The organism is Streptomyces sp. NPDC048650 (assembly GCF_043199095.1).
Lineage (GTDB): Bacteria > Actinomycetota > Actinomycetes > Streptomycetales > Streptomycetaceae > Streptomyces.
Genome location: NZ_JBICVM010000010.1, coordinates 271,284 through 291,768, shown reverse-complemented (window position 1 = coordinate 291,768; position 20,485 = coordinate 271,284). Strand labels below are relative to the sequence as shown.

The 20,485-nt window shown below is 73.4% G+C and carries 14 protein-coding genes; 8 read left to right on the top strand and 6 right to left on the bottom strand.

Annotation, left to right across the window (positions count from 1 at the left end):
• Positions 1-166 precede the first annotated feature (166 nt).
• The gene (locus ACGFML_RS27290; RefSeq protein ID WP_393547986.1) at positions 167-727 is read right to left on the bottom strand and encodes a MarR family winged helix-turn-helix transcriptional regulator; all 561 of its coding nucleotides are present in this window, start codon (positions 725-727) and stop codon (positions 167-169) included.
• 176 nt (positions 728-903) lie between these two features.
• On the opposite strand from ACGFML_RS27290, the gene ACGFML_RS27285 reads away from it, so the two are divergent.
• On the top strand, positions 904-2,190 hold the full coding sequence (locus ACGFML_RS27285; RefSeq protein ID WP_393548009.1) for an MFS transporter: 1,287 nt from the start codon (positions 904-906) through the stop codon (positions 2,188-2,190).
• 92 nt (positions 2,191-2,282) lie between these two features.
• Here the strand turns inward: ACGFML_RS27285 and ACGFML_RS27280 are convergent, their stop codons facing one another.
• Positions 2,283-4,058, bottom strand: coding sequence for a SpoIIE family protein phosphatase (locus ACGFML_RS27280; RefSeq protein WP_393547984.1), 1,776 nt, complete (start codon positions 4,056-4,058; stop codon positions 2,283-2,285).
• Between the two features lie 324 nt (positions 4,059-4,382).
• Positions 4,383-5,747, bottom strand: coding sequence for an NAD(P)/FAD-dependent oxidoreductase (locus tag ACGFML_RS27275; RefSeq protein WP_393548007.1), 1,365 nt, complete (start codon positions 5,745-5,747; stop codon positions 4,383-4,385).
• A 389-nt stretch (positions 5,748-6,136) separates the two neighbouring features.
• Here ACGFML_RS27275 and ACGFML_RS27270 point away from each other — a divergent pair, with 389 nt between their 5' ends.
• Positions 6,137-7,021, top strand: coding sequence for a TetR/AcrR family transcriptional regulator (locus ACGFML_RS27270; RefSeq protein ID WP_393547982.1), 885 nt, complete (start codon positions 6,137-6,139; stop codon positions 7,019-7,021).
• A 244-nt stretch (positions 7,022-7,265) separates the two neighbouring features.
• Entirely contained in the window at positions 7,266-9,224 is a 1,959-nt protein-coding gene (locus ACGFML_RS27265; protein ID WP_393547980.1) for a sigma-70 family RNA polymerase sigma factor, read from the top strand.
• Between the two features lie 68 nt (positions 9,225-9,292).
• Here the strand turns inward: ACGFML_RS27265 and ACGFML_RS27260 are convergent, their stop codons facing one another.
• Positions 9,293-11,365, bottom strand: a complete 2,073-nt coding sequence (locus ACGFML_RS27260) for an asparagine synthase-related protein (RefSeq protein WP_393547978.1) — start codon at positions 11,363-11,365, stop codon at positions 9,293-9,295.
• 664 nt (positions 11,366-12,029) lie between these two features.
• On the opposite strand from ACGFML_RS27260, the gene ACGFML_RS27255 reads away from it, so the two are divergent.
• The 5 genes from ACGFML_RS27255 (at position 12,030) to ACGFML_RS27235 (ending at position 18,090) form a co-directional block, all read left to right on the top strand.
• A complete protein-coding gene (locus ACGFML_RS27255; protein WP_018092687.1) occupies positions 12,030-13,478 on the top strand; it encodes a hypothetical protein in 1,449 nt (482 codons plus the stop codon).
• Positions 13,479-13,705: 227 nt separating this feature from the next.
• Positions 13,706-14,917: an L-2-hydroxyglutarate oxidase gene (lhgO, locus tag ACGFML_RS27250; protein ID WP_393547975.1), complete on the top strand. Its 1,212-nt coding sequence runs from the start codon at positions 13,706-13,708 to the stop codon at positions 14,915-14,917.
• A gap of 266 nt (positions 14,918-15,183) precedes the next feature.
• Entirely contained in the window at positions 15,184-16,089 is a 906-nt protein-coding gene (trmB, locus tag ACGFML_RS27245) for a tRNA (guanosine(46)-N7)-methyltransferase TrmB (RefSeq protein ID WP_393547973.1), read from the top strand.
• Positions 16,090-16,240: 151 nt separating this feature from the next.
• Entirely contained in the window at positions 16,241-17,614 is a 1,374-nt protein-coding gene (locus tag ACGFML_RS27240; protein WP_393547971.1) for a PrsW family glutamic-type intramembrane protease, read from the top strand.
• A 173-nt stretch (positions 17,615-17,787) separates the two neighbouring features.
• Complete coding sequence (locus ACGFML_RS27235; RefSeq protein ID WP_393547969.1) at positions 17,788-18,090, top strand: hypothetical protein; 303 nt, start codon at positions 17,788-17,790, stop codon at positions 18,088-18,090.
• A 134-nt stretch (positions 18,091-18,224) separates the two neighbouring features.
• On the opposite strand, the gene ACGFML_RS27230 is transcribed toward ACGFML_RS27235, so the two are convergent.
• Both ACGFML_RS27230 and ACGFML_RS27225 read right to left on the bottom strand, forming a co-directional pair.
• On the bottom strand, positions 18,225-19,166 hold the full coding sequence (locus ACGFML_RS27230; protein WP_393547967.1) for an aldo/keto reductase: 942 nt from the start codon (positions 19,164-19,166) through the stop codon (positions 18,225-18,227).
• Between the two features lie 87 nt (positions 19,167-19,253).
• Positions 19,254-20,483, bottom strand: a complete 1,230-nt coding sequence (locus tag ACGFML_RS27225; RefSeq protein ID WP_393547965.1) for a M23 family metallopeptidase — start codon at positions 20,481-20,483, stop codon at positions 19,254-19,256.
• Between the last annotated feature and the right edge of the window lie 2 nt (positions 20,484-20,485).

The following is a 20,485-nucleotide window of genomic DNA, read 5'->3' as shown; positions in this document are numbered from 1 at the left end:
CATAATCGAGTCCCGGTCCGAATTTCGGCATACCGAAATCGTTCCCGTTGAGGAGCCGTGCAGTAGTGGTGTGCCGCGAAGCGGCGGGATGGTTGCCGCAGAACCGTTACGGCCTTGTGGCAACTCGGAGAACACTACGGAGGGGCCAGGGGCGTGTCAACCTGGGTCAGTCGAGGTCGTTGAGGCGGCCTTCGGCGTCCGGCTGGGCGTCTTCCACGCGGCGCAGCAGGCGGGTGAGGACCTTGCCGAGGCGGTGGCGATCGTCGGTGGAGAGGTCCTGGAGGAGGTCCTCCTCGAAGACCGTCGCCAGGCGCATCGCCTCCAGCCACTTCTCGCGGCCTTCATGGGTCAGCTCCACGATGACGCGGACCCGGTTGTTCTCGTCGCGTTCCCGGGTGACCAGGCCCTCGCTCGCCATGCGGTCGATGCGATGGGTCATGGCTGCCGGCGTGAGGCCGAGGCGTTTCGCGAGTTCACCAGGACCCAGCCGGTAGGGGGCGCCGGAGACGACGAGCGCCTTGAGGACCTCCCATTCGGCGTTGCTCAGGCCGAGGGTCGCGGTCTGTCGGCCGTAGGCGACGTTCATCCGGCGATTGAGGCGCTGTAGTGCGGAGACGACCTGCTCGACCTGGGGGTCGAGGGCCTGGAACTCACGCTGGTAGGCCGCGATCTGCTCCTCGAGGCTCGGCTCGGTCGCGTCGGGGGCCGCATCTGAGGGCTCAGGCATGCGGCGCAGTATGACACGAAAGTCATTGGCGTCGAAGTCCTTCGTTGTGTAGTCTTTAGCTTCGAACTTTAGAGTTGAAGTCTTCAGGGTGTGACTGTCCGGTCCCCCTCAGGGCTGTCGCGGCTCGGGGGTTCACGTCTCTTATTCGTCTTTTGAACTGACCTAGGTAGGTGAGTGTGACCACCGCGATGGGCGCCGCGTTGCGCCGGATCCAGCTGGGGAACGCGCTGAGCGCGTTCGGGAACGGCTTCACGGTTCCGTATCTGTACGTCTATGTGGCGAAGGTGCGGGACCTCGGTGCGAGTACGGCCGGTGTGGTGCTGGCCATGCTGGCCGTGGCCGCGTTGGCCGTGCTGCCGCTGACCGGTCGGGTGATCGACCGGCGGGGTCCGCTGCCGGTGGCCGTCGTGGGTACGGTCTCGGCGGCCATCGGTGCGCTGGGGCTGGGGCTGTCGGACACCGAGCCGCTGGTCATCGCGTCGGCCGTGGCGCTCGGCGCGGGTATCGCGGTGATACAGCCGGCGCTCGCGACGATGATCGTGTGGTGCTCGACGACCGTGACCCGGTCGCGGGCGTTCGCGACGCAGTTCTTCCTGAACAATCTGGGGCTCGGCGTCGGTGGGCTGGTCGGTGGTCTGCTGGTCGATGAGACGCATCCGGCGAGTTTCGTCCGGCTGTTCGCCATCGAGGCCGTGATGTTCCTGGTGCTCGGTGCCGCGATCGCGTCCGTACGGCTGCCGCGGGCGCCGAAGGTCGAGGACCCGGTGCCGACCGAGGAGCGGCCCAAGGGGGCATGGCGGGCGCTGTTCGCCGACCGGCGGATGGTGTGGCTGTGTGTGCTGGGCTTCGTGCTGTTCTTCGCCTGCTACGGGCAGTTCGAGTCGGGTCTGGCGGCGTACGCCACCGAGGTCACCCGGATCGCGCCGGCCACGCTCGGGATCGCACTGGCGGCCAATACGGCGGCGATCGTGGCGGCGCAGTTCGTGGTGCTGAAGCTGGTCGAGCGGCGGCGGCGCAGCCGGGTCATGGCCATGGTCGGGCTGATATGGACCGTGGCGTGGGTGGCTGCCGGAGCGTCCGGGCTGGTTCACGGCGCGCAGGTGGTGGCGACGGCGCTGCTGATCTCGACGTACGCACTGTTCGGCATCGGTGAGTCGATGCTGTCGCCGACGGTGGCTCCGCTGGTGGCGGATCTGGCCCCGGCCTCGCTGATAGGGCAGTACAACTCGGCGTTCGCGCTGGTCAAGCAGTTGGCGCTGGCCGTGGGGCCGGCGGTGGGTGCGCTGATGGTGGGCCACGGGATGTCCGTGGCGTACATCGCGATGCTCGTGGTGTGTGCGCTCGGGATCACCGGGTTGTCTCTGCGGCTGGGGCGGATGCTGCGGCCGGTTCAGGACAATCCCCATCGGGCGGTGGCCGCCGTTCCCGTGCCCCGGTCGGAGCCGGTGGCCGCGACGGTGTGACGACCGCCGCCCGGCTCCGGGCAGCGCCGAGGGCTGTCCGCCGACCCTCGGCCAACCCTCGTGGTGCGCCCGCCTGATCCGAACGACAGGCCCTAGCTGCGAGGCAGCACGAATTCGCACCAGACGGCTTTGCCGCCACCGGGTGTGCGGCGCGAGCCCCAGGACGAGGCGATGGTCGCGACGATGGAGATGCCGCGGCCGGCCTCGTCGACCGGTTCCGCACGGCGGCGGCGGGGGAGGTGATCGTCGCCGTCGGTGACCTCGACGATCAGGCGGCGGTCGGTGCGGCGGAGCCGGAGCCGCATCGGGGGTGTGCCGTGCTGGAGGGAGTTGGCGACCAGCTCGCTGGCGGCGAGGACACCCAGGTCGTGCAGCTCGGGGGAGAAGCGCCAGGAGGCCAGGACGCCGGAGGCGAAGGCGCGGGCGCGCGGTGCGGCTTCGGTGCCGCCGTGGAGTTCGAGGGCGGCGTTGTGGAACAACTCGGCGTCGTGGCCGGTGCGTTCGGGGTGCTGCATGACGAGGATGGCGACGTCGTCGTCGTGGGTCGCGGTGATGCCCAGCGAGCGCAGCAGGCGGTCACAGACGATGTCGGGGGCTCCGGTGGCGCCCGCGAACGCCGCCTCCAGCGCGTCGACGCCGTGGTCGATGTCCTTGTCGCGGCGTTCGACGAGGCCGTCGGTATAGAGGACGGCGCTGCAGCCGGGGCTGAGGGGGACGGAGCCGGAGGAGTGCAGCCAGCCGCCCGTGCCGAGTGGTGGGCCGGTGGGTTCGGCGGCGCGGCGGACCACGCCGTCGGCGTCGCGGACCAGGATGGGCAGATGGCCGGCCGAGGCGTAGACCAGGCGGGCTTCGTTGGGGTCGTGCACGGCGTAGACGCAGGTGGCGATCTGGCTGGCGTCGATCTCGGCGGCCAGGCCGTCCAGCAGCTGGAGGACCTCGTGGGGCGGGAGGTCGAGGCGTGCGTAGGCGCGTACGGCGGTGCGGAGCTGGCCCATGACGGCGGCGGCGCGCACGCCACGGCCCATGACGTCCCCGATGACCAGGGCCGTGCGGCCTGCGCCGAGGGTGATGACGTCGTACCAGTCGCCGCCGACGGCCGCGTCCGTGCCGCCGGGCTGGTAGGTGGCAGCCACGCGGAGGTCGTCGGGCTGCTCCAGCTCCTGGGGCAGGAGGGAACGCTGGAGGGTGACGGCGGCCTCGCGCTGGCGGGCCTCGCTGACGCGGAGGCGTTCCGCGGACTCGATCTGGTCGGTGACATCCGCGCCGAAGACCAGCACGCCGTGGTGCGGGGCGACGCAGGCGACCTCCGGGTCGGGCGCCGGGCCGCTGGCGGCGACCTCGATCGGGGTGCAGGTGAAGGTGTAGTAGCCGTCGCGGGAGTGGTCCGGGCCGCCGCCGCCCGGGACCCGGCGGGACTTGACCGTGCGGGGCTTACCGCTGCGCAGCACCTGGTCCATGAGCGGGAGCAGGCCCAGTTCGTCGAGCTCGGGGAGGGCCTCGCGGGCGGTGTGCCCGGCGGGACGGGGGCCGAAGACGCCGGCGTAGGCGCCGTTGACGTAGGCGATGCGGTGCTCGGGGCCGTAGACGACCGCCACCAGGGCGGGGATGGTGCCGAGGATGTCGTGGACGGACAGCGCGTCGACGGTGGGTGCCAGGGCGGCGGGGGCCGGTCCCTCGGGCGAGGGCGGTTCGGCGCGGGCGGCGGGGACGGATCCCGTGCCGGAGGTGGTCGGCGTGTCGCCCGGCTCCGGTGGGGTGGCGGACGGCGCCGGTGCGGCGGGCCCGGCGGACGGCGTGGCGCGGTCGGATCGCGCAGCGGTACGCCGCTGCGTGCCGGGGAGCTTGGCGCTCCAGCGCGTGAAGATCACGGAGGGATACCTCTTACTTCGCGTCGTCGCGCGGGATCGGGCCGTCGGCTTGCGGGTGCTCCCCTTGGCTCCGCCCGGCCCAGGGCCGGTGGAGTGTCGGATGGGGGCACCTTCGGCGCCCTCTCGCGGAATGCAGCAAACGTCCAGAATCCTCGTGATTGTCACTCTTTGCAGATACGAGCCCACCCATGGTCACACGTCCAGTGTGGCCGACCGGACTGACATCCGTCAGACGTCGGGCGGTCGGCGTGGAGTTCCGCGCTCCGGTGCGCAGCGGGATCCCCTGGGTGGCGAAACGTCAATTCCCTTGGGGGAACGGGGCCGTCAACTGGCTTCGTTGTGCCGACCGGTGCCCGCGGCGAGTTCGAACTCGGCGCGCGGGTTCTCCAGCGAGCCGAGCGAGACGATCTCGCGTTTGAACAGGCCCGCGAGGACCCACTCGGCGAGCACCCGGGCCTTGCGGTTGAAGGTCGGTACCCGGCTGAGGTGGTAGGCGCGGTGCATGAACCAGGCCGGGTAGCCCTTGAGCTTGCGCCCGTAGACATGCGCGACGCCTTTGTGGAGGCCGAGCGAGGCCACCGATCCGACGTATTTGTGGGCGTAGTTCTCGACCGGGTCGCCGCGCAGGGTCGCCGCGATGTTCTCGGCGAGCACCTTGGCCTGCCGGACGGCGTGCTGGGCGTTGGGGGCACAGGTCACGGGGTGCCCGTCCGAGTCGGCGGGCGGGTCGGCCGTCAGGTCGGGAACGGCGGCGGCGTCCCCGGCGGACCAGGCGTGTTCGACGCCGTCCACCTGGAGCGCGGCCGTGCACTTGAGGCGGCCGCGGGAGTTGAGGGGCAGCTTGGTCGAGGCGAGGATGGGGTGCGGTTTGACGCCCGCGGTCCACACCAGGGTGCGGGTCGGGAAGCGGGCACCGTCGCCGAGGACGGCGACGCGGTTCTCGCAGGAGTCCAGCCGGGTCTCCAGCCGTACGTCGATGTTGCGGGCGCGCAGCTCGCGTACGGCGTACCGGCCCATGTCCGGGCCCACCTCCGGCAGGATCCGGTCGGTCGCCTCCACCAGGATCCACTTCATGTCCTCGGGCTCGATGTTGTGGTAGTAGCGCACGGCGTAGCGGGCCATGTCCTCCAGTTCGGCCAGCGCCTCCACGCCCGCGTAGCCGCCGCCGACGAAGACGAAGGTCAGCGCCGCGTCACGGACCGCCGGGTCGCGGGTGGAGGAGGCGATGTCGAGCTGTGCGAGGACGTGGTTGCGCAGGCCGATGGCCTCTTCGACGGTCTTGAAGCCGATACCGAAGTCGGCCAGGCCGGGGATCGGGAGGGTGCGGGAGACCGAGCCGGGCGCGAGGATCAGTTCGTCGTACGCCACCTGGACCGCGCCCTCGCCGGTCTCCTCGGCGGCCAGGGTCGTGATGACGGCCTTGCGCTCGCTGTGGTCGATGGACGTGACCTCGCCGATGACGACCCGGCAGCGGGGCAGCACCCGGCGCAGGGGAACGACGACATGGCGTGGGGAGATGGAGCCGGCCGCGGCCTCGGGCAGGAACGGCTGGTAGGTCATATAGGGCTCGGGATCGACCACGATGATCTCGACGGAGCCCTCCTGCAACTCCTGTTTCATCTTCCGCTGCAGCCGCAGGGCGGTGTACATCCCTACGTAGCCGCCGCCGACGACGAGAATTCGCGCCATTTCGTTGGAAGACACTGCCGTCACAGAGGTACTCCTCGCGAGGTCGACCCGACACCACAGTTCCATGACGCACCCCCGGAACGGCTTTGTCCACAGGCCCGACGAAATGGATGACGGGGCCGGTCATCGGGGCGGACGGTCATCTTCCGCGGACGGACCGGAAGGTGTGCAGGTCAGCGCCCGGGTGGCGGGAGTCGGGCGAGTGCGCAATCGGGGCGGATCCGGTCCGTTGGGCCGATCGGGGGGCGCACGGTGCGGAACACCCTCTTCATTCTTGACCCGGGCTCAACTATGTTCGTATCTCGTTGGGGTGCACCCTCTCGTCGGTACGCCCCGACCGTCAGGGCGGGGAGTCTCCGGGGGGAGACGTCATTACCGGGGGAATCACTATGCATATTCAGGGCTCTCATTGGCCGACAGCCGTCGCTACCGCGGAGACTTCCGACGGCGGCGGGACCACCATCGGCCACCGCAACGGAAGAACCCATCACAGCGGCAACGGGGGGCAGGGTGCCACGACCGGCGCCGGCCCGGTCGTGAGCGGCCGGAGCACGCCGCTGCGGGTGGACGCACAGCGCAATCTGGAGCATGTCCTGCGGGCCGCCCGCGAGGTGTTCGGCGAGCTGGGCTACGGCGCGCCGATGGAGGACGTGGCGCGGCGGGCCCGGGTCGGTGTCGGCACCGTCTACCGCCGCTTCCCGAGCAAGGATGTCCTGGTCAGGCGGATAGCCGAGGAGGAGACCTCGCGGCTGACGGACCAGGCACGGACGGCTCTCGGCCAGGAGGACGACGCCTGGGCGGCGCTCTCCCGCTTCCTGCGGACCTCGGTCGCCTCGGGTGCCGGGCGGCTGCTGCCGCCGAGCATTCTGCGGGTGAGCGCGGACACCGAGCAACCGGCCGACGATCTGACCGAGGCGCGGGTGCCGCTGCAACGGGTGGCCTCGGAAGCGGACACCGAGCTGCGGGTCGTCCCCCAGCGCGGTGCGCCGGAGGACGAGCGCGACGAGCCGGCGACGGTCCCGGAGATCTTGGCGGGCGGGCCGGCGGCAGCGGAGGAGACCGCGGGCGCGCAGGCGCTGCTGGAGGTCGTCGGGCGGCTCGTGGAGCGTGCCAGGGCGGCCGGTGAGCTGCGGGCCGATGTGACCGTCGCCGACGTCCTGTTGGTGATCGCCACGGGCGCGCCGTCGCTGCCGGACGCCGGCCAGCAACAGGCTGCGTCCGCACGGCTGTTGGAGATCCTGCTGGAGGGACTGCGCTCACGCCCGGTCGGGTGAGGTGCGCCGGCCGGTGCGGCCCGGGCGCCTCCCCGTCGGGCGGGTGTCCGGACGGCGCCGACCGGATGGCGCGGTGGGATCCGCACGGCCCGGTGCCGGCGCCCCGTACGGGTGAACGGTAGTGCGGTCGTACAAGAACGATCCTCGGATGAGTGGTTGCCCGCCGGGACCCTGAGCCACGGGCCACGGGTGTGGCACGCTTGCGCGGTGTTCCGGTGTGACGGCGTGTTCGGGGGCCTCAGCGATGGGTGTTGACGAGCGGGACGAGCTGCCTGGCCGCGAGGCAGGTGCCGGGGAGCGGGGCGGTCCGGCTCCCCAGGTTCCCGGGCAGACCGGGCCGCTGGGGGCGACGCCCCCGTCGGGCCGGGCCGCCGAACGGCGGAGCCGCGGCGAGGACGCGGGCCGTGCGGTGCCGGCGCAGCGCGGTCGCTCCGGCGAGCGTGCGACGCCCGGTGCCGCCACCGGCCCGGGCGTCGGTGAGGGCGTCGGCGAGGGCGCCGAACCGCCGCCCTCGGACAGCCAGTTGATCGCCGATATGCGGGCCGGCGACGACGCCGCGTACGAGGAGATGTACCGCCGGCACGCGGCGGCGGTACGGCGCTATGCGCGCAGCTGCTGCCGGGACACGCACACCGCGGAGGATCTGACCGGCGAGGTCTTCGCGCGCACCCTGCAGGCGGTGCGTGGCGGCGCGGGCCCCGATTCCGCGGTCCGTGCCTATCTGCTGACGACCGTCCGGCGGGTCGCCGCGGCCTGGGCCAAGACTCAGCGGCGGGAGCAACTCGTCGATGACTTCGCGGTGTTCGCGGTCTCCGCGGCCGGTTCGTCGATGGACGACGACACCCTGGACCTCGGCGCGGACGTGCGGGCCATGCACGAAGCCGAGCAGTCGATGGCGGTGCAGGCCTTCCGCAGTCTTCCGGAGCGCTATCAGACGGTGTTGTGGCACACCACGATCGAGGACGAGTCGCCGAGCGAGGTCGCGCCGCTGCTCGGGCTGACCGCGAACGCCACCGCCGTCCTGGCACACCGCGCCCGCGAGGGCCTCAAGCAGGCGTATCTGCAGGCGCACGTCAGCCAGTCGCTGACGGCCGGCGGCGACTGCGCGCGGTACGCCGACCGGCTCGGGGCCTTCGCCCGGGGCGGGCTGCGGGTGCGCGCCGAGCGGGGGCTGCGCAAGCATCTGGACGAGTGTGCCCGGTGCCGTACGGCCGCGCTGGAGGTCGCGGACGTCAATGAGCGGATCGGCGCGGTGCTGCCGGTCGCGGTCATCGGCTGGTTCGCCGCGGGATATGCCGTCAAGGCGGCGGCAGCGGTGGCGGGGGCCGCGGGTGCGGCGGCGGGGGCCGGTGCCGCGGCCGCCGCGGGCGGTGGTTCCGGTGGGGCCGGTGGCGCCGGGGGCGCCGCGGTCGGCGAGGGGTTGGGCGCGCCGGTCAAGGTCGGTATCGGGGTAGGGGCCGCGGTGGTGGCGGGCGCGGCGCTCGCCCTGGCGCTCACCGGCTCCCCGCAGCCGCCGCCGGAGCCGCAGGCCGAGCCGCACCGGCCGGCGCCCTCCGCGCCCCGGACCCCCTCCCCCGAGCCGTCGCGGCAGCCGCCCAAGCCCGTCCCGCCGGTCGCCGGCCGCCCGCCGGCCCCGAGGCCGCACCCCACACCGACGCCCACACCCACCCCGACGCCCACTCCCACGCACGCGAAGCCGGCTCCCCCGCCGCCGAAGCCGACGCCGGCCCCGACGCCGCCGGAGCCCACCCCGACACCGCCGGCCCCGACGACCCCGTACCTCCTCAGCGCACTGTCGTACGACGTCGCCGGCGACGGCACCGAGCCGGAGGTGCGGGCGTTCGAGAGCAGCTGGCTGTGGCAGCGGAAGCGGCCACACGTCGACGGCACGGCCTATCCGAACGGCGTGACCGTGCACGGTCCGTCCTCGCTGCTCATCGATCTCAACCGCCGGTGCACCGCGTACGACGCGGTCGCGGGGGTCGACGATCTGAGCCTGGGCCTGGGGGCGGTGCGGTTCTCCGTCTACGCGGACGGCACCCGGCTGTGGCAGTCCGGCGTGGTGCACGCCGGGGAGCCGGCGGTGCCGGTGCATGTCCCGCTGGCGGGCCGTCGGACGCTGCGGCTGGTCGTCGAGCCGGCGTCCGCCACGGACGTGGCGGCGCTGGCAGACTGGGCGCAGTCGCAGATCAGCTGCCGCTGAAGGGGCGGATCGGTTGCCGCTGAAGGGGCGGCGTGGCCGGCCCGGCTTTCGGGCCACCGCCCGGCCGCTCACAGGCTCGCGCGCGGCACCACGCCCCCCGCGAGTGCCCGCTGCCGCGCCGCCGCGCCCGTCCAGCAGGTGCCGCGCCGCGCCAGCAGTCGCCGCAGCCACAGCTCCGTGGAGACGAGCTCGGCGAGCCCGTCCAGCGGCAACGGCTCGCCCTCGGCAGCCGACCGCAGCGCCTTGCGCACCACCCGTGCCTCCACCAGGCCCGCGTCGGCGAGCAGCGGCGCGTCGAAGAGCTCGACCAGCTCACGGACGGCGGTGCGCAGCCCGGCCCGTACCGAAGCGGTCCGGGGGAGGTGCGAGGTGGTGCCCCAGCCGGGCGGCAGATCGCGTACGCCGGATCCGGAGAGCACCGAGCGCAGGATGGACGCGCGTGCGTCCGGCTGCACCCGCAGGGTGTCGGGCAGGGCCCGGCAGGCGAGGACGACCTGGTTGTCGAGGAACGGGGCGTGCAGCCGCTGGTTGCGGACTTCTGCCGCCTGTTCGAAGACGCGCTGGTCGGCGGCCTGCCGGGTGAGCGCCGCGCGGGCCCGGCGCTCACCGGGGCGGCCGATGGCGGGCGATCGGGCGGCCGCGTCACCGAGCCGGACCGACACCTGAGCCAGCGACTCCCCGGTGAGCCAGCGCGCGGCGGGCCCCGGGCGGCACCAGGCGAGGGCGGCCAGCGAGGCGTCGACCGCGCCGCCGCTGACGGGTTCGTCGGCGAACTGCCGCTCCAGGAGGCAGCGTGCGGTGTCGGCGATGCCCTCGCCGTAGGGCGTGCGGGCGAGCTTGCGGGCGGCGCGGTAGACGGTGAACGGGACCAGCACGGACTGCGCGGAGGGGCCGTCGGCCCTGGCCAGCGCGGTGACCGGGCGCAGCAGGTGGCGGCGCCTGCGGTCCATGAGGAGGTCGGCGAGGCGTGCCGGGTGGGCGTCGAGGACCTGGCGGGCGCCGTGCCCGACGAAGTGGTCCGCGCTGCCCGCCAGCAGCCGCCGGCGGTGGCGGGCAGCGGTGATGAGCGAGGGGCCGGGCTCGTCGGTGAGCGGGCCGGAGGCGAGGTCGGCGTACGGGAGGGCCTCTTCGCCCGCCGCGACGACGACATGCCGCAGGCGCGGGTTGTCGGCGATGCTGCGGGCGCGTTCCAGTTCGGCGTCGTGGTGGGCCCGGCCGGCGGTGGCGGCCGCGAGGTCGTTGAAGGTGACGGCGAGCAGTCGTGCGCCATGGCCGTTGAGCGTGCCGGGCTGCCCGGGGAGGCCGGCGGCCAGCAGGGCGAGGGTTCCCGAGGCGCTGCCGCCGGAGAGGTCGGCGCCGACTCCGGGTGCCGGTGCGCCGCGCGCGGCGCGGCGCTCGGCCGGCCCCATGCCCGGCACCGGCCCGGGGTCGAGGCCCTCCGGATCGGGGACGTGCCGCGGGCCGGAGAGCCGGGTCCGGACGGCCTCGACGAGCGCCGCGCGGACGCCGTCCACGGCCTGCTCCGGGGCGATCTGGGGTGCGGCGACGGCCAGCGAGGTGGCCGGTTCGTACGAGGTGACGTCGCGGGCGCCGCCGCGCAGCACCAGGGCATGGCCGGGCGGGATGCGGCGGACGCCTTCGTACGGAGTGCCGGAGCCGAGCGCTTCAGGGGCGTCCGGGCAGGCCAGCAGCGCGGCGAGGTGGCCGACGTCGAGGCTGGCCTCTATCAGGTCGGCGAGCGGGAGGGCGGCGGTGGCGTAGGCGGTGCCGCCGGCCCAGGAGGTGTGGAAGACGGGGCGGGCGCCGGCGAGGTCGCCGGTGACGGTGATCCGACGCCCCACCTGGACGACGGCGGTGTAACTGCCGGGCCAGGCCGTGAGATGGCGCAGTGCGCCGCCGCGGGCCGCGAACAGGCCGACGCGCAGCTGGTCGTCGGTGGCCCCGCAGACGCCGAAGACGGCGAGGCGGGTCTCGGGGTCGGCCCGGACGACGCGTACCTCGTCGGGCCGCCAGTCGCCGACGGCCCACAGCGGATCCGGTTCGCCCCACAGGAGTTGGGCGCCCACCGGGAGGACCGCGGGGCCGGCTCCTCCGGCGGCCGGCCCCGTGGCGGTACTGCTCCACCCCACCAACCAGCGCATCGCCGCCTCCACCCGATCCCCGTCCGCCGAGGGGCCAACGGCCGCCCCGTACAACGGATTGCCAAGCTGTCGCCATGGTGTTGCGCGGACCATGCTGCCATGACAGCGGCGTGCGGGAGGTCTCGGCGGGGGCCGGTGTGCGGGCGTTTTCCCGCGCGGGGCGTTGGCGCGCCGGCCCCGGGTGGCCCCCCGTGTGGCCCCCGGGGCGCCCCCGAGTGAGCGGCGGCGCGAAATCATCACCCAGCGATTTTCAGCCAAAGTCCTTGCGGTCCAGCACAGTTGACGCGTACGGCCGCGGTGTCAACCGGTGCCGGGCCGGCGGGCGTCCGGTCCGTGCGACGGTCCGGGAGGCGGGCTGCGCCCCCCGGACCGGACCACCACCCGCGGGGAATGAGGTGGCGGTATCCCCCAGCCCACTGGATCCAGTCAGCGGGCCGACCCACGCAGCACCTATGGAAGCGCTCCCGTCGGAGAGCAGCCAGCGCGCACGGACGGGCGCACGGGCACACGTACCCGGAGCACATGCCAATTCCCGCACCCCTGTTTGAACACGAATCTCGCCATCCGGGACACCGGCCCTTAACGGTAGGGATCCGGCGAACTACTCTGGGTGGACGCATGCCCCGGGGCACCGGGGCGGCTGTCGCTGTGTCGAGGGGTGCGCATGTCCAGGGATATACGCGGGCCGAACGAGAAGCTCGGCACTGTTCTCGCCCTCGCGGGTATCAGCAATGCCGGACTGGCGCGACGGGTCAACGACCTGGGTGCGCAGCGTGGACTGACGCTTCGTTATGACAAGACGTCGGTGGCCCGGTGGGTGTCCAAGGGCATGGTGCCGCAGGGCGCCGCGCCCCATCTGATCGCGTCCGCCATCGGCAGCAAGCTCGGTCGGCCGGTGCCGCTGCACGAGATCGGGCTGGCGGATGCGGACCCGGCACCCGAGGTCGGCCTGGCATTTCCCCGCGATGTGGGCGCGGCGGTGCGGTCCGCGACCGAGCTCTACCGACTCGATCTGGCCGGGCGGCGGGCGGGCGGCGGTGGTATCTGGCAGAGCCTGGCCGGATCCTTCGCCGTCAGCGCGTACGCGACGCCCGCCTCGCGCTGGCTCATATCTCCCGCCGACAGCTCGGTGGCCAGGGAGGCGGCCGAGGCGCGCGACAAGGATGCCGCGGCCGCCGGGGACGCCGGGATCCCCCAGCACGTCGGCCACAGCGATGTCTCCAAGCTGCGCGAGGCGGCGGAGGACGCCCGCCGCTGGGACTCCAAGTACGGCGGTGGGGATTGGCGTTCGTCGATGGTGCCGGAGTGCCTCCGAGTGGACGCGGCGCCCTTGCTGCTCGCCTCGTACAGCGACGAGGTCGGCCGGGCACTCTTCGGCGCGACCTCCGAACTCACCCGGCTCGCCGGGTGGATGGCCTTCGACACCGGCCAGCAGGAGGCCGCGCAGCGCTACTACATCCAGGCGCTGCGCCTCGCCCGCGCCGCCGCCGACGTCCCCCTGGGGGGATACGTCCTGGCCTCGATGTCCCTGCAGGCGACCTACCGCGGCTTCGCCGACGAGGGCGTCGACCTCGCGCAGGCCGCCCTGGAGCGCAACCGCGGCCTGGCGACCGCCCGCACCATGAGCTTCTTCCGCCTGGTGGAGGCGCGGGCACAGGCCAAGGCGGGCGAGGCGCGCGCCTGCGAGGTGGCGCTGAAGGCGTCCGAGGGGTGGCTGGAACGCTCCCGCGGCGGCGACCCGGACCCCTCCTGGCTGGACTTCTACTCCTACGAGCGCTTCGCCGCCGACGCCGCCGAGTGCTACCGCGACCTGCGGCTGCCGCGCCAGGTACGCCGCTTCACGGAGCAGGCGCTGTCCCGCCCCACGGAGGAGTTCGTCCGCTCGCACGGGCTGCGCCTGGTGGTGTCCGCGGTCGCCGAACTGGAGTCGGGCAACCTCGACGCGGCCTGCGCGGCGGGCACCCGCGCCGTCGAGGTGGCCGGCCGGATCTCGTCGGCGCGCACCACCGAGTACGTTCGCGACCTGCTGCACCGCCTGGAGCCGTACGGCGACGAGCCGCGGGTGGTGGAGCTGCGCGAGCGGGCCCGGCCGCTGCTGGCGGCACCCGCGTAGCGGGGGGCAGCGCCGCGTAGCGGGGGGCAGCGCCGCGTAGCGGGGGGCAGCGCCGCGTAGCGGGGCGGGACCTCGCGGCGAGGGCGGGCGGCCCGGCGGGGCCGCCCGCCGCGGCTCGTCCTTGCCGCATTGTCAGTGGTGGCCGTCATGATGGAGTACGTCGTCGGCAACGACGTGCGGGCCCCCGGCCAGGGGCGGGTCCGCCGTGGTCCGGTTGGGGAGGTGCAGTGGCGGCGTACGACTGCGATGTGCTGGTGATCGGTGCCGGCATCATCGGGCTCTCCACGGCGTATGCGATCACGCGTGCCGCACCGGGCACGCGCGTCGTGGTGCTGGAGAAGGAGCCGGGGCCGGCCCGCCACCAGACAGGGCGCAACAGCGGCGTGATCCACAGCGGCATCTACTACCCACCCGGCTCCCTCAAGGCCCGTTTCGCGCTGCAGGGCTCGGCGGAGATGGTCGAGTTCTGCGCCGAGCACGACATCCCGCACGAGGTCACCGGCAAGCTGATCGTCGCCACCGACCGCAGCGAGCTGCCGCGGCTGCACAGCCTGATCCAGCGCGGCCGCGAACACGGCCTGCCGGTGCGGGAACTGGGCCCCGCCCAGATAGCCGAGTACGAACCCGAGGTGCGCGGCCTGGCCGCCATCCACGTCGGCACGACCGGCATCTGCGACTTCGGCGCCGTCGCCCGCCGGTACGCCGCGCTCGCCACCGAGGCCGGCGCCCGGATCGTGTACGGCGCCGAGGTGACGACGATCGGCCGCCGCCCCGGCCGGGTGGCGGTCCGTACGGCCGACGGCACGGTCCACCGCGCCCGCGCCCTGGTCAACTGCGCCGGCCTGCAGTGCGACCGGATCGCCCGGCTCGCCGGTGATGCACCCGGAATGCGGATCGTCCCCTTCCGGGGCGAGTACTTCACCCTCGCCCCCCAGCGCGCCGCCCTGGTCCGCGGGCTGGTCTATCCCGTGCCCGACCCCGCCTTCCCCTTCCTCGGCGTCCATCTCACCCGGGGCGTCGACGGCAGCATCCACATCGGCCCGAACGCCGTCCCCGCCCTGGCCCGCGAGGGCTACGACTGGCGCACGATCCGCCCCGCGGAGCTGGCCGGCACCCTCGCCTATCCCGGCTCCTGGCGGATAGCCCGACGCCACTGGCGCTACGGCGCCGGCGAGCTCCACCGCTCCCTGTCCCGCCGCGCCTTCGCCGACGCGGTCCGCCGCCTGCTTCCCGCCGCCCGCGAGGAGGACCTCCGCCCCGCTCCGGCCGGCGTCCGTGCCCAGGCGGTGCTGCCCGACGGCACCCTCGTCGACGACTTCCTCTTCGCCGAGTCGCCCGGGATGGTCCATGTCCTGAACGCCCCGTCGCCGGCCGCCACGGCGTCGCTCCCCATCGGGCGGGAGGTGGCGCGGCGAGTTCTGGCGGTGGTGGGGGCCTGAGGGCGAACCCGCCGTGCGAGTGGGGGCGGCGGCGCTTGCGGGACGGATCGGGAACGGCGCGGCGTACGGCGGCGTGCGCGGCATATGGCTGCCGCCCTGCTGCCCTGCCGCCCTGCTGCCCTGCTGCCTGCGTATGGCAGGAGACGGCCGACGGGCCGGCGACCTGGCGCTTCCCCACTCTTCCCGGCTTCCCTGCCCGTCGTAGGCGCCTCCCCTCGCAACCGTCGGCGTCTCCCCGCCGCCGCCATCCGTAGAATCAACACACTGTGTCCGAGAATCCCGCCACCCCCGAAACCGACGTCGCCCGGGCCGATGCCCCCGCGGCCGACGGCCCGGAAGCCCGCGCGCAAGCCCCTGCGACCACGGCCCCCGCCCCGCAGCCCCCCGTCGCCCAGGAGGACACCCGCCTGGGGGCCACCGCCGCATCGGCGGCCATGCCGCGCCGCGGCGAGCCGATGTTCCCCGACGGAACCGGCCCCGCCGCCGACCCCGCGGGCTCGCATCACGAACGCCGGATCCGCTCCTTCCAGCCCCGCCGCAGCCGGGTCTCGCCCTCCCAGGCCGATGCCCTGCGCCGCCTGTGGCCCAAGTGGGGCCGGGACATCGACGGGCTCGCCCGGATCGATCTGGACGAGTTCTTCGACGGCCGCCCGGTCGTCCTGGAGATCGGCTTCGGCATGGGCGAGGCCACGGCGCAGATGGCCGCCGCCGACCCGGACACCGGCATCCTCGGCTGTGATGTGCACACTCCCGGCCAGGGCAATCTGCTCGCTCTCGCGGAGCGGAACGGCCTGTCCAACATCCGGGTGGCGAACGGCGACGCGATCATCCTGCTCCGCGAGATGCTCGCCCCCGGCTCGCTCGCCGGCCTGCGCGTCTTCTTCCCCGACCCCTGGCCGAAGAAGCGCCACCACAAGCGCCGTCTGATCCAGCCGGAGTTCGTCTCCCTGGCCTCCACCCGGCTCGCTCCCGGCGCGCTGGTGCACTGCGCCACCGACTGGGAGCCGTACGCCGAGCAGATGCTGGAGGTCCTCTCCGCCGCACCGACGCTGGAGAACCTCCACCCCTCGTACGCGCCCCGGCCGGACTTCCGTCCGCTCACCAAGTTCGAGGGACAGGGTCTGGACAAGGGGCACGTCGTCCACGACCTGATGTTCCGCCGACTCGGGTAGCCCCGGCGAAGCGGGCCGTGGGTGGCGTGCCGGCGCCCCCACGCGACGGCCGGCGGTGGGCGACGGCCCTGCCCACCCCGCTGTCACGCCCTCCTCATGCGCTTTGCCGGCTCTCGTCCGGGTGCCCCGCCCCGCTCGTTAGGGTCGATGGGTGTACCCGTCCCAGCCGCACCCGCAGCCGCCTCTCCCGGCGTACGCGCCGCGTCAGCACCCGGACACCCACGAGCCGCACCCGTACACCCAGGTCACCCGGCACACCCACCCGCGCCGCCGGCCGGCGCCCTGGCACAGCAAGACCGTCCGCGCCCTCACCCTGATCTCGCTGCTGGCGCTCTCCGGCGTGATCATCCTCGCCATCGTCCGCCGCCAGACCGGCCCCGAGGGGTTCCTGGTCGGGCTCGGTCTGGCCGTCTTCCCCGTACCGCCGCTCATCGCGGCGTTCTGCTGGCTGGACCGAATAGAGCCCGAACCATGGCGCAATCTCGCGTTCGCCTTCGCCTGGGGGGCATGCGCCGCGACCCTGGTCGCGATCCTCGCCAACGGCTTCGCCACCGACTGGCTGGCCACCAACATCGCCGGTGCCTCCGATTCCGACGCCCAGGTCTGGGGCTCCACGGTCATCGCGCCGGTGGTCGAGGAATCGGTCAAGGGCGCCGCCGTCCTGCTCCTCTACCGCTTCCGCCGGCGCGACTTCGACGGCATCACGGACGGCCTGGTGATCGCCGGTCTCAGCGCCACCGGCTTCGCCTTCACCGAGAACATCCTCTATCTGGGCAGCGCCTTCGGCGAGGACCAGTCCATGGGCCACTCCGGCCTGCACTCCCTCACCGCCGGCACCTTCTTCATCCGCGTCGTCGTCTCCCCCTTCGCCCACCCCCTCTTCACCATGCTCACCGGCCTGGCGTTCGGGACGGCCGCCACCCGCTACCACCACCGCCGCGTCGCCCGCGCCGCGCTCGCCCTGCTCGGCCTCGCCACGGCCGTCCTCCTCCACGCCATCTGGAACAGCGCCACCTCCCTCGGCGACCTGGGCTTCCTCACGGTCTACGGCCTCTTCATGGTCCCCGTCTTCATCGCCCTCACCTGGCTGGCGATCTGGTCCCGCCACCAGGAACTCCTCTCCCTGCGCAGCTACCTCGCCCCCTACATATCCACCGGCTGGCTCGCCCCCGCCGAACCCACCGCCCTCTCCTCCCTCAGCACCCGCGCCCTGGCCCGCGACATAGCCCGCCGCACCCAGGGGCCCACCGCCGCCCGCGCGGTAACCACCTACACCACCCTCGCCACCACCCTCTCCTTCCACCGCCGCCGCGCCCACCTCACGGGCCCCACACCCGACTTCAGCGCCCGGGAGCAGGAGCTGCTGCTGCACCTCTGGCACCTCCAGCCCTGGGTCCAGGGGGCGTTGGCAGAGGCGGTGGCGGTGACACACCGGCCGCTCGCGCAGCTGCCCGCGAGTGGGCAAGGGACCATCGGTGCGCCGACCACCCGGGCCTGCTCGCCACGGAGCGGCGTCCGCGAGTGACGTCGGCAGCGCGGCGATCACGCACCCGCGTCGACGGCGGCTCCCTCCGTGCGGCCGCGGCGGTGACGGCGGCCGCACCGGCAGCCATACGCAGGACGGCCCGCCCCGCCCCCTCGGGACTCCCGCGCGTAAAGTCGCCACCAGAGTTGTCCCCCGATACGGAGGTTGTCCCCATGGCGGGCGTTCCGACCGCAGTAGTGGCCGCCAGTGGCATCGTCGGCGGCTATGCCGTGGCCCGGTGGACGAAGAAGCGGCCGCTGGGTGGGGTTGCGCTGGCGGGGGCCGGAGTCGTGGCGGGGATGGAGTGGCGGCGCAAGGCCGGCGGCACGACGGCTGCCGCACTGAGCGGGCTGTACGTCGCCGCGTTCGCCGGGTCGCATCCACTGGCCAAGAAGGTGGGCGCCTGGCCCGCGGTCGTTGCGGTGGCGGGCGGGGTCGCCGCGGCGGCGTGGCTGGCGGTGGACCGGCGCGGATAGCGTCGGCAGCGCGGACGCCTCGGTGAGCGCAGCCGCCCCGGTCCACCCGGAGGGGGCCGTCGGCGCGGACGGCGCGTATACGGGCCGGCGGCGTCACCGGCCCGCTGACCGGCCCCGTATACGCGCCGAGCGTGTCAGGCCGAAGCGTCGTTCAGGAGCGTCGTCTCGGCCTCGGTGAGCTCGATGTCCCCGACCGCCAGCAGGGCCGGGAGCTGGGCGACGGTGCGGGCGCTGGTGATCGGCGCGGCGACCGTGGGCCGGGCGGCGAGCCAGGCGAGGGCGATGGTGGCGATCTCGGCCCCATGGGCGGCGGCGACGGTGTCGAGGCTCTCCAGGACGCGCAGGCCCCGGTCGGTGGACAGGTACTTTGCGGCGCCCTCGGAGCGGGCGCTCTCGACGACCGTGCCCGGACGGTACTTGCCGGTCAGGAAGCCGCGGGCGAGGCCGTAGTACGGAACCGCGGCGACGCCGTGGCGGGCGGCCACGTCGGCGAGGTCACCCTCGTAGGTGTCGCGGGAGACCAGGTTGTAGTGGGGCTGGAGGGCGACGTAACGGGCCAGGCCCTCACGGGCGGAGAAGGTCAGGGACTCCTCCAGGCGCTTCGCCGAGATGTTGGAGGCGGCGATCTCGCGGACCTTGCCGGCCCGGACGAGGTCGTCGAGCGCGGTGAGGATTTCGGCGACCTCGACCGACTCGTCGTCGTAGTGCGTGTAGTAGAGGTCGATGTAGTCGGTGCGCAGGCGGGCGAGGGACGCGTCGACCGCGGACTTGATGGTGCCGGCGGACAGTCCCTTGAGGTCGGGGTGGGCACCGACCTTGGTGGCGATGACGACGTCGGAGCGATTGCCGCGGGAGGCCAGCCAGTTGCCGATGACGGTCTCCGACTCGCCGCCGCTGTTGCCGGGGACCCAGGCCGAATAGGCGTCGGCGGTGTCGATGAAGTTGCCGCCGCCGGCGACATAGGCGTCGAGTACGGCGAAGGACTCGGCCTCGTCGGCCGTCCAGCCGAAGACGTTGCCCCCGAGAGAGAGGGGCGAGACGGAGAGCGAGCCGAGAGGTGTACGTGTCGCGATCATGCGTGGTTGCAGCGTTGAGGGGTGGGGAGTTATTCCCGCCCCACCCCTTTTCTCCGTGCCCGCCGTCAGATTTCTCCGTGCCCGCCGTCAGACCTTGATGCCGTGATCGCGCAGCCACGGCATCGGGTCGATGGGGTCACCGCCACCGGGGCGGACCTCCAGATGGAGGTGGGGACCGGTGACGTTGCCGGTGGCGCCCACGCGGCCGATGACGTCTCCGGTGCCGACCTTGCCGGAGGTCTTCACCATGGACGACAGATGGCAGAACCAGAGCTCGGTGCCGTCGTCGAGGGCGAGAACGATGCGGTAGCCGTACGAACCGGCCCAGCCCGCCTGGGTGATGGTGCCGGAGTGAATCGCCTTGATGGGGGTGCCGGTCGGTGTGGCGAAGTCCTGACCGGTGTGGTCCGCGGCCCAGCGGTCGCCTGCCTGGCCGAAGCCGGCGGTGAGGGTGTATGAGGTCACCGGGGCGAGGAAGCTCCGGGCGAGTTCCGCGAGGCGCTCGGCCTCCGCCTTCTTACGGGCCGCCTCTTTCGCCTGCCGCTCGGCCTCCACCTTCGCCGCCTTCTCGGCCTTTTCGGCCGCGTCCCGGTGTGCTGTGGCGTCCTTGGCTGCCTGCGTGACGGCGGCCGATTCGGCGGTGTCGCGCGCCTCCTGCTCGGCGGCGCCCTGCTGTGCGTCGGCCTGCTGGAGGATGCGGTGGCGCAGCGCCTCGCCGGCATCGCCGCCCTGGGTGGCCTCGTCCTGGGTGAGGCCCGCCTGGGAGAGCGGGCGGGAGCCGGCACCCGAGTCGGAGTCGGCCCCGGACTCCGTGTCGGAGTCGGATATGAGTCCGCCCACTCCGGGGAGGGACTGGGTGTCCGGCAGCTTGTCGGCGATGTCGTCGGTCATACCGCCGAGGTCGGGCATCGAGATGGGGACCGGCGGCCGGCCCTCGGCCGTGGCCATGCCGCCCGCGCCGACCGCCGCGATGACGCCGACTCCCAGGACCGTGCTGCTGCGGGCGAGTCCGCCGCCACGCTGCTTGGCCACCCGGTGCCTGCCGCGGACGGACCGGACGGACTCCTCGGTGGGGTTCCATTCCTCCCACGGGCCGTCGCCGCCCCGCGCGCCGTCCCGTTCGCGGTCGCGCACACCGCCTTGATAGACGACGGCAGATCCGTCGAAAGGACTTCCGCCCTCGAAAGGACCGCCGCCTTCCACCAGATGTCCGCCGTCGAACGGACCTCTGTCGTCGAACGGACCTCTGTCGTCGAACGGGCCCCTGTCATCAGGGCCGGCGGACGAAGCATCGGGGGCAGGACTGTTGGACGCCACGG

What these genes read in the sequence shown, in the direction of transcription:
- ACGFML_RS27275 (WP_393548007.1), bottom strand. Translation starts at nt 5,747, where the DNA reads ATGGCGCGAATTCTCGTCGTCGGCGGCGGCTACGTAGGGATGTACACC.
- ACGFML_RS27230 (WP_393547967.1), bottom strand. Translation starts at nt 19,166, where the DNA reads ATGATCGCGACACGTACACCTCTCGGCTCGCTCTCCGTCTCGCCCCTC.
- ACGFML_RS27235 (WP_393547969.1), top strand. Translation starts at nt 17,788, where the DNA reads ATGGCGGGCGTTCCGACCGCAGTAGTGGCCGCCAGTGGCATCGTCGGC.
- ACGFML_RS27265 (WP_393547980.1), top strand. Translation starts at nt 7,266, where the DNA reads ATGGGTGTTGACGAGCGGGACGAGCTGCCTGGCCGCGAGGCAGGTGCC.
- ACGFML_RS27270 (WP_393547982.1), top strand. Translation starts at nt 6,137, where the DNA reads ATGCATATTCAGGGCTCTCATTGGCCGACAGCCGTCGCTACCGCGGAG.
- ACGFML_RS27255 (WP_018092687.1), top strand. Translation starts at nt 12,030, where the DNA reads ATGTCCAGGGATATACGCGGGCCGAACGAGAAGCTCGGCACTGTTCTC.
- ACGFML_RS27260 (WP_393547978.1), bottom strand. Translation starts at nt 11,365, where the DNA reads ATGCGCTGGTTGGTGGGGTGGAGCAGTACCGCCACGGGGCCGGCCGCC.
- ACGFML_RS27290 (WP_393547986.1), bottom strand. Translation starts at nt 727, where the DNA reads ATGCCTGAGCCCTCAGATGCGGCCCCCGACGCGACCGAGCCGAGCCTC.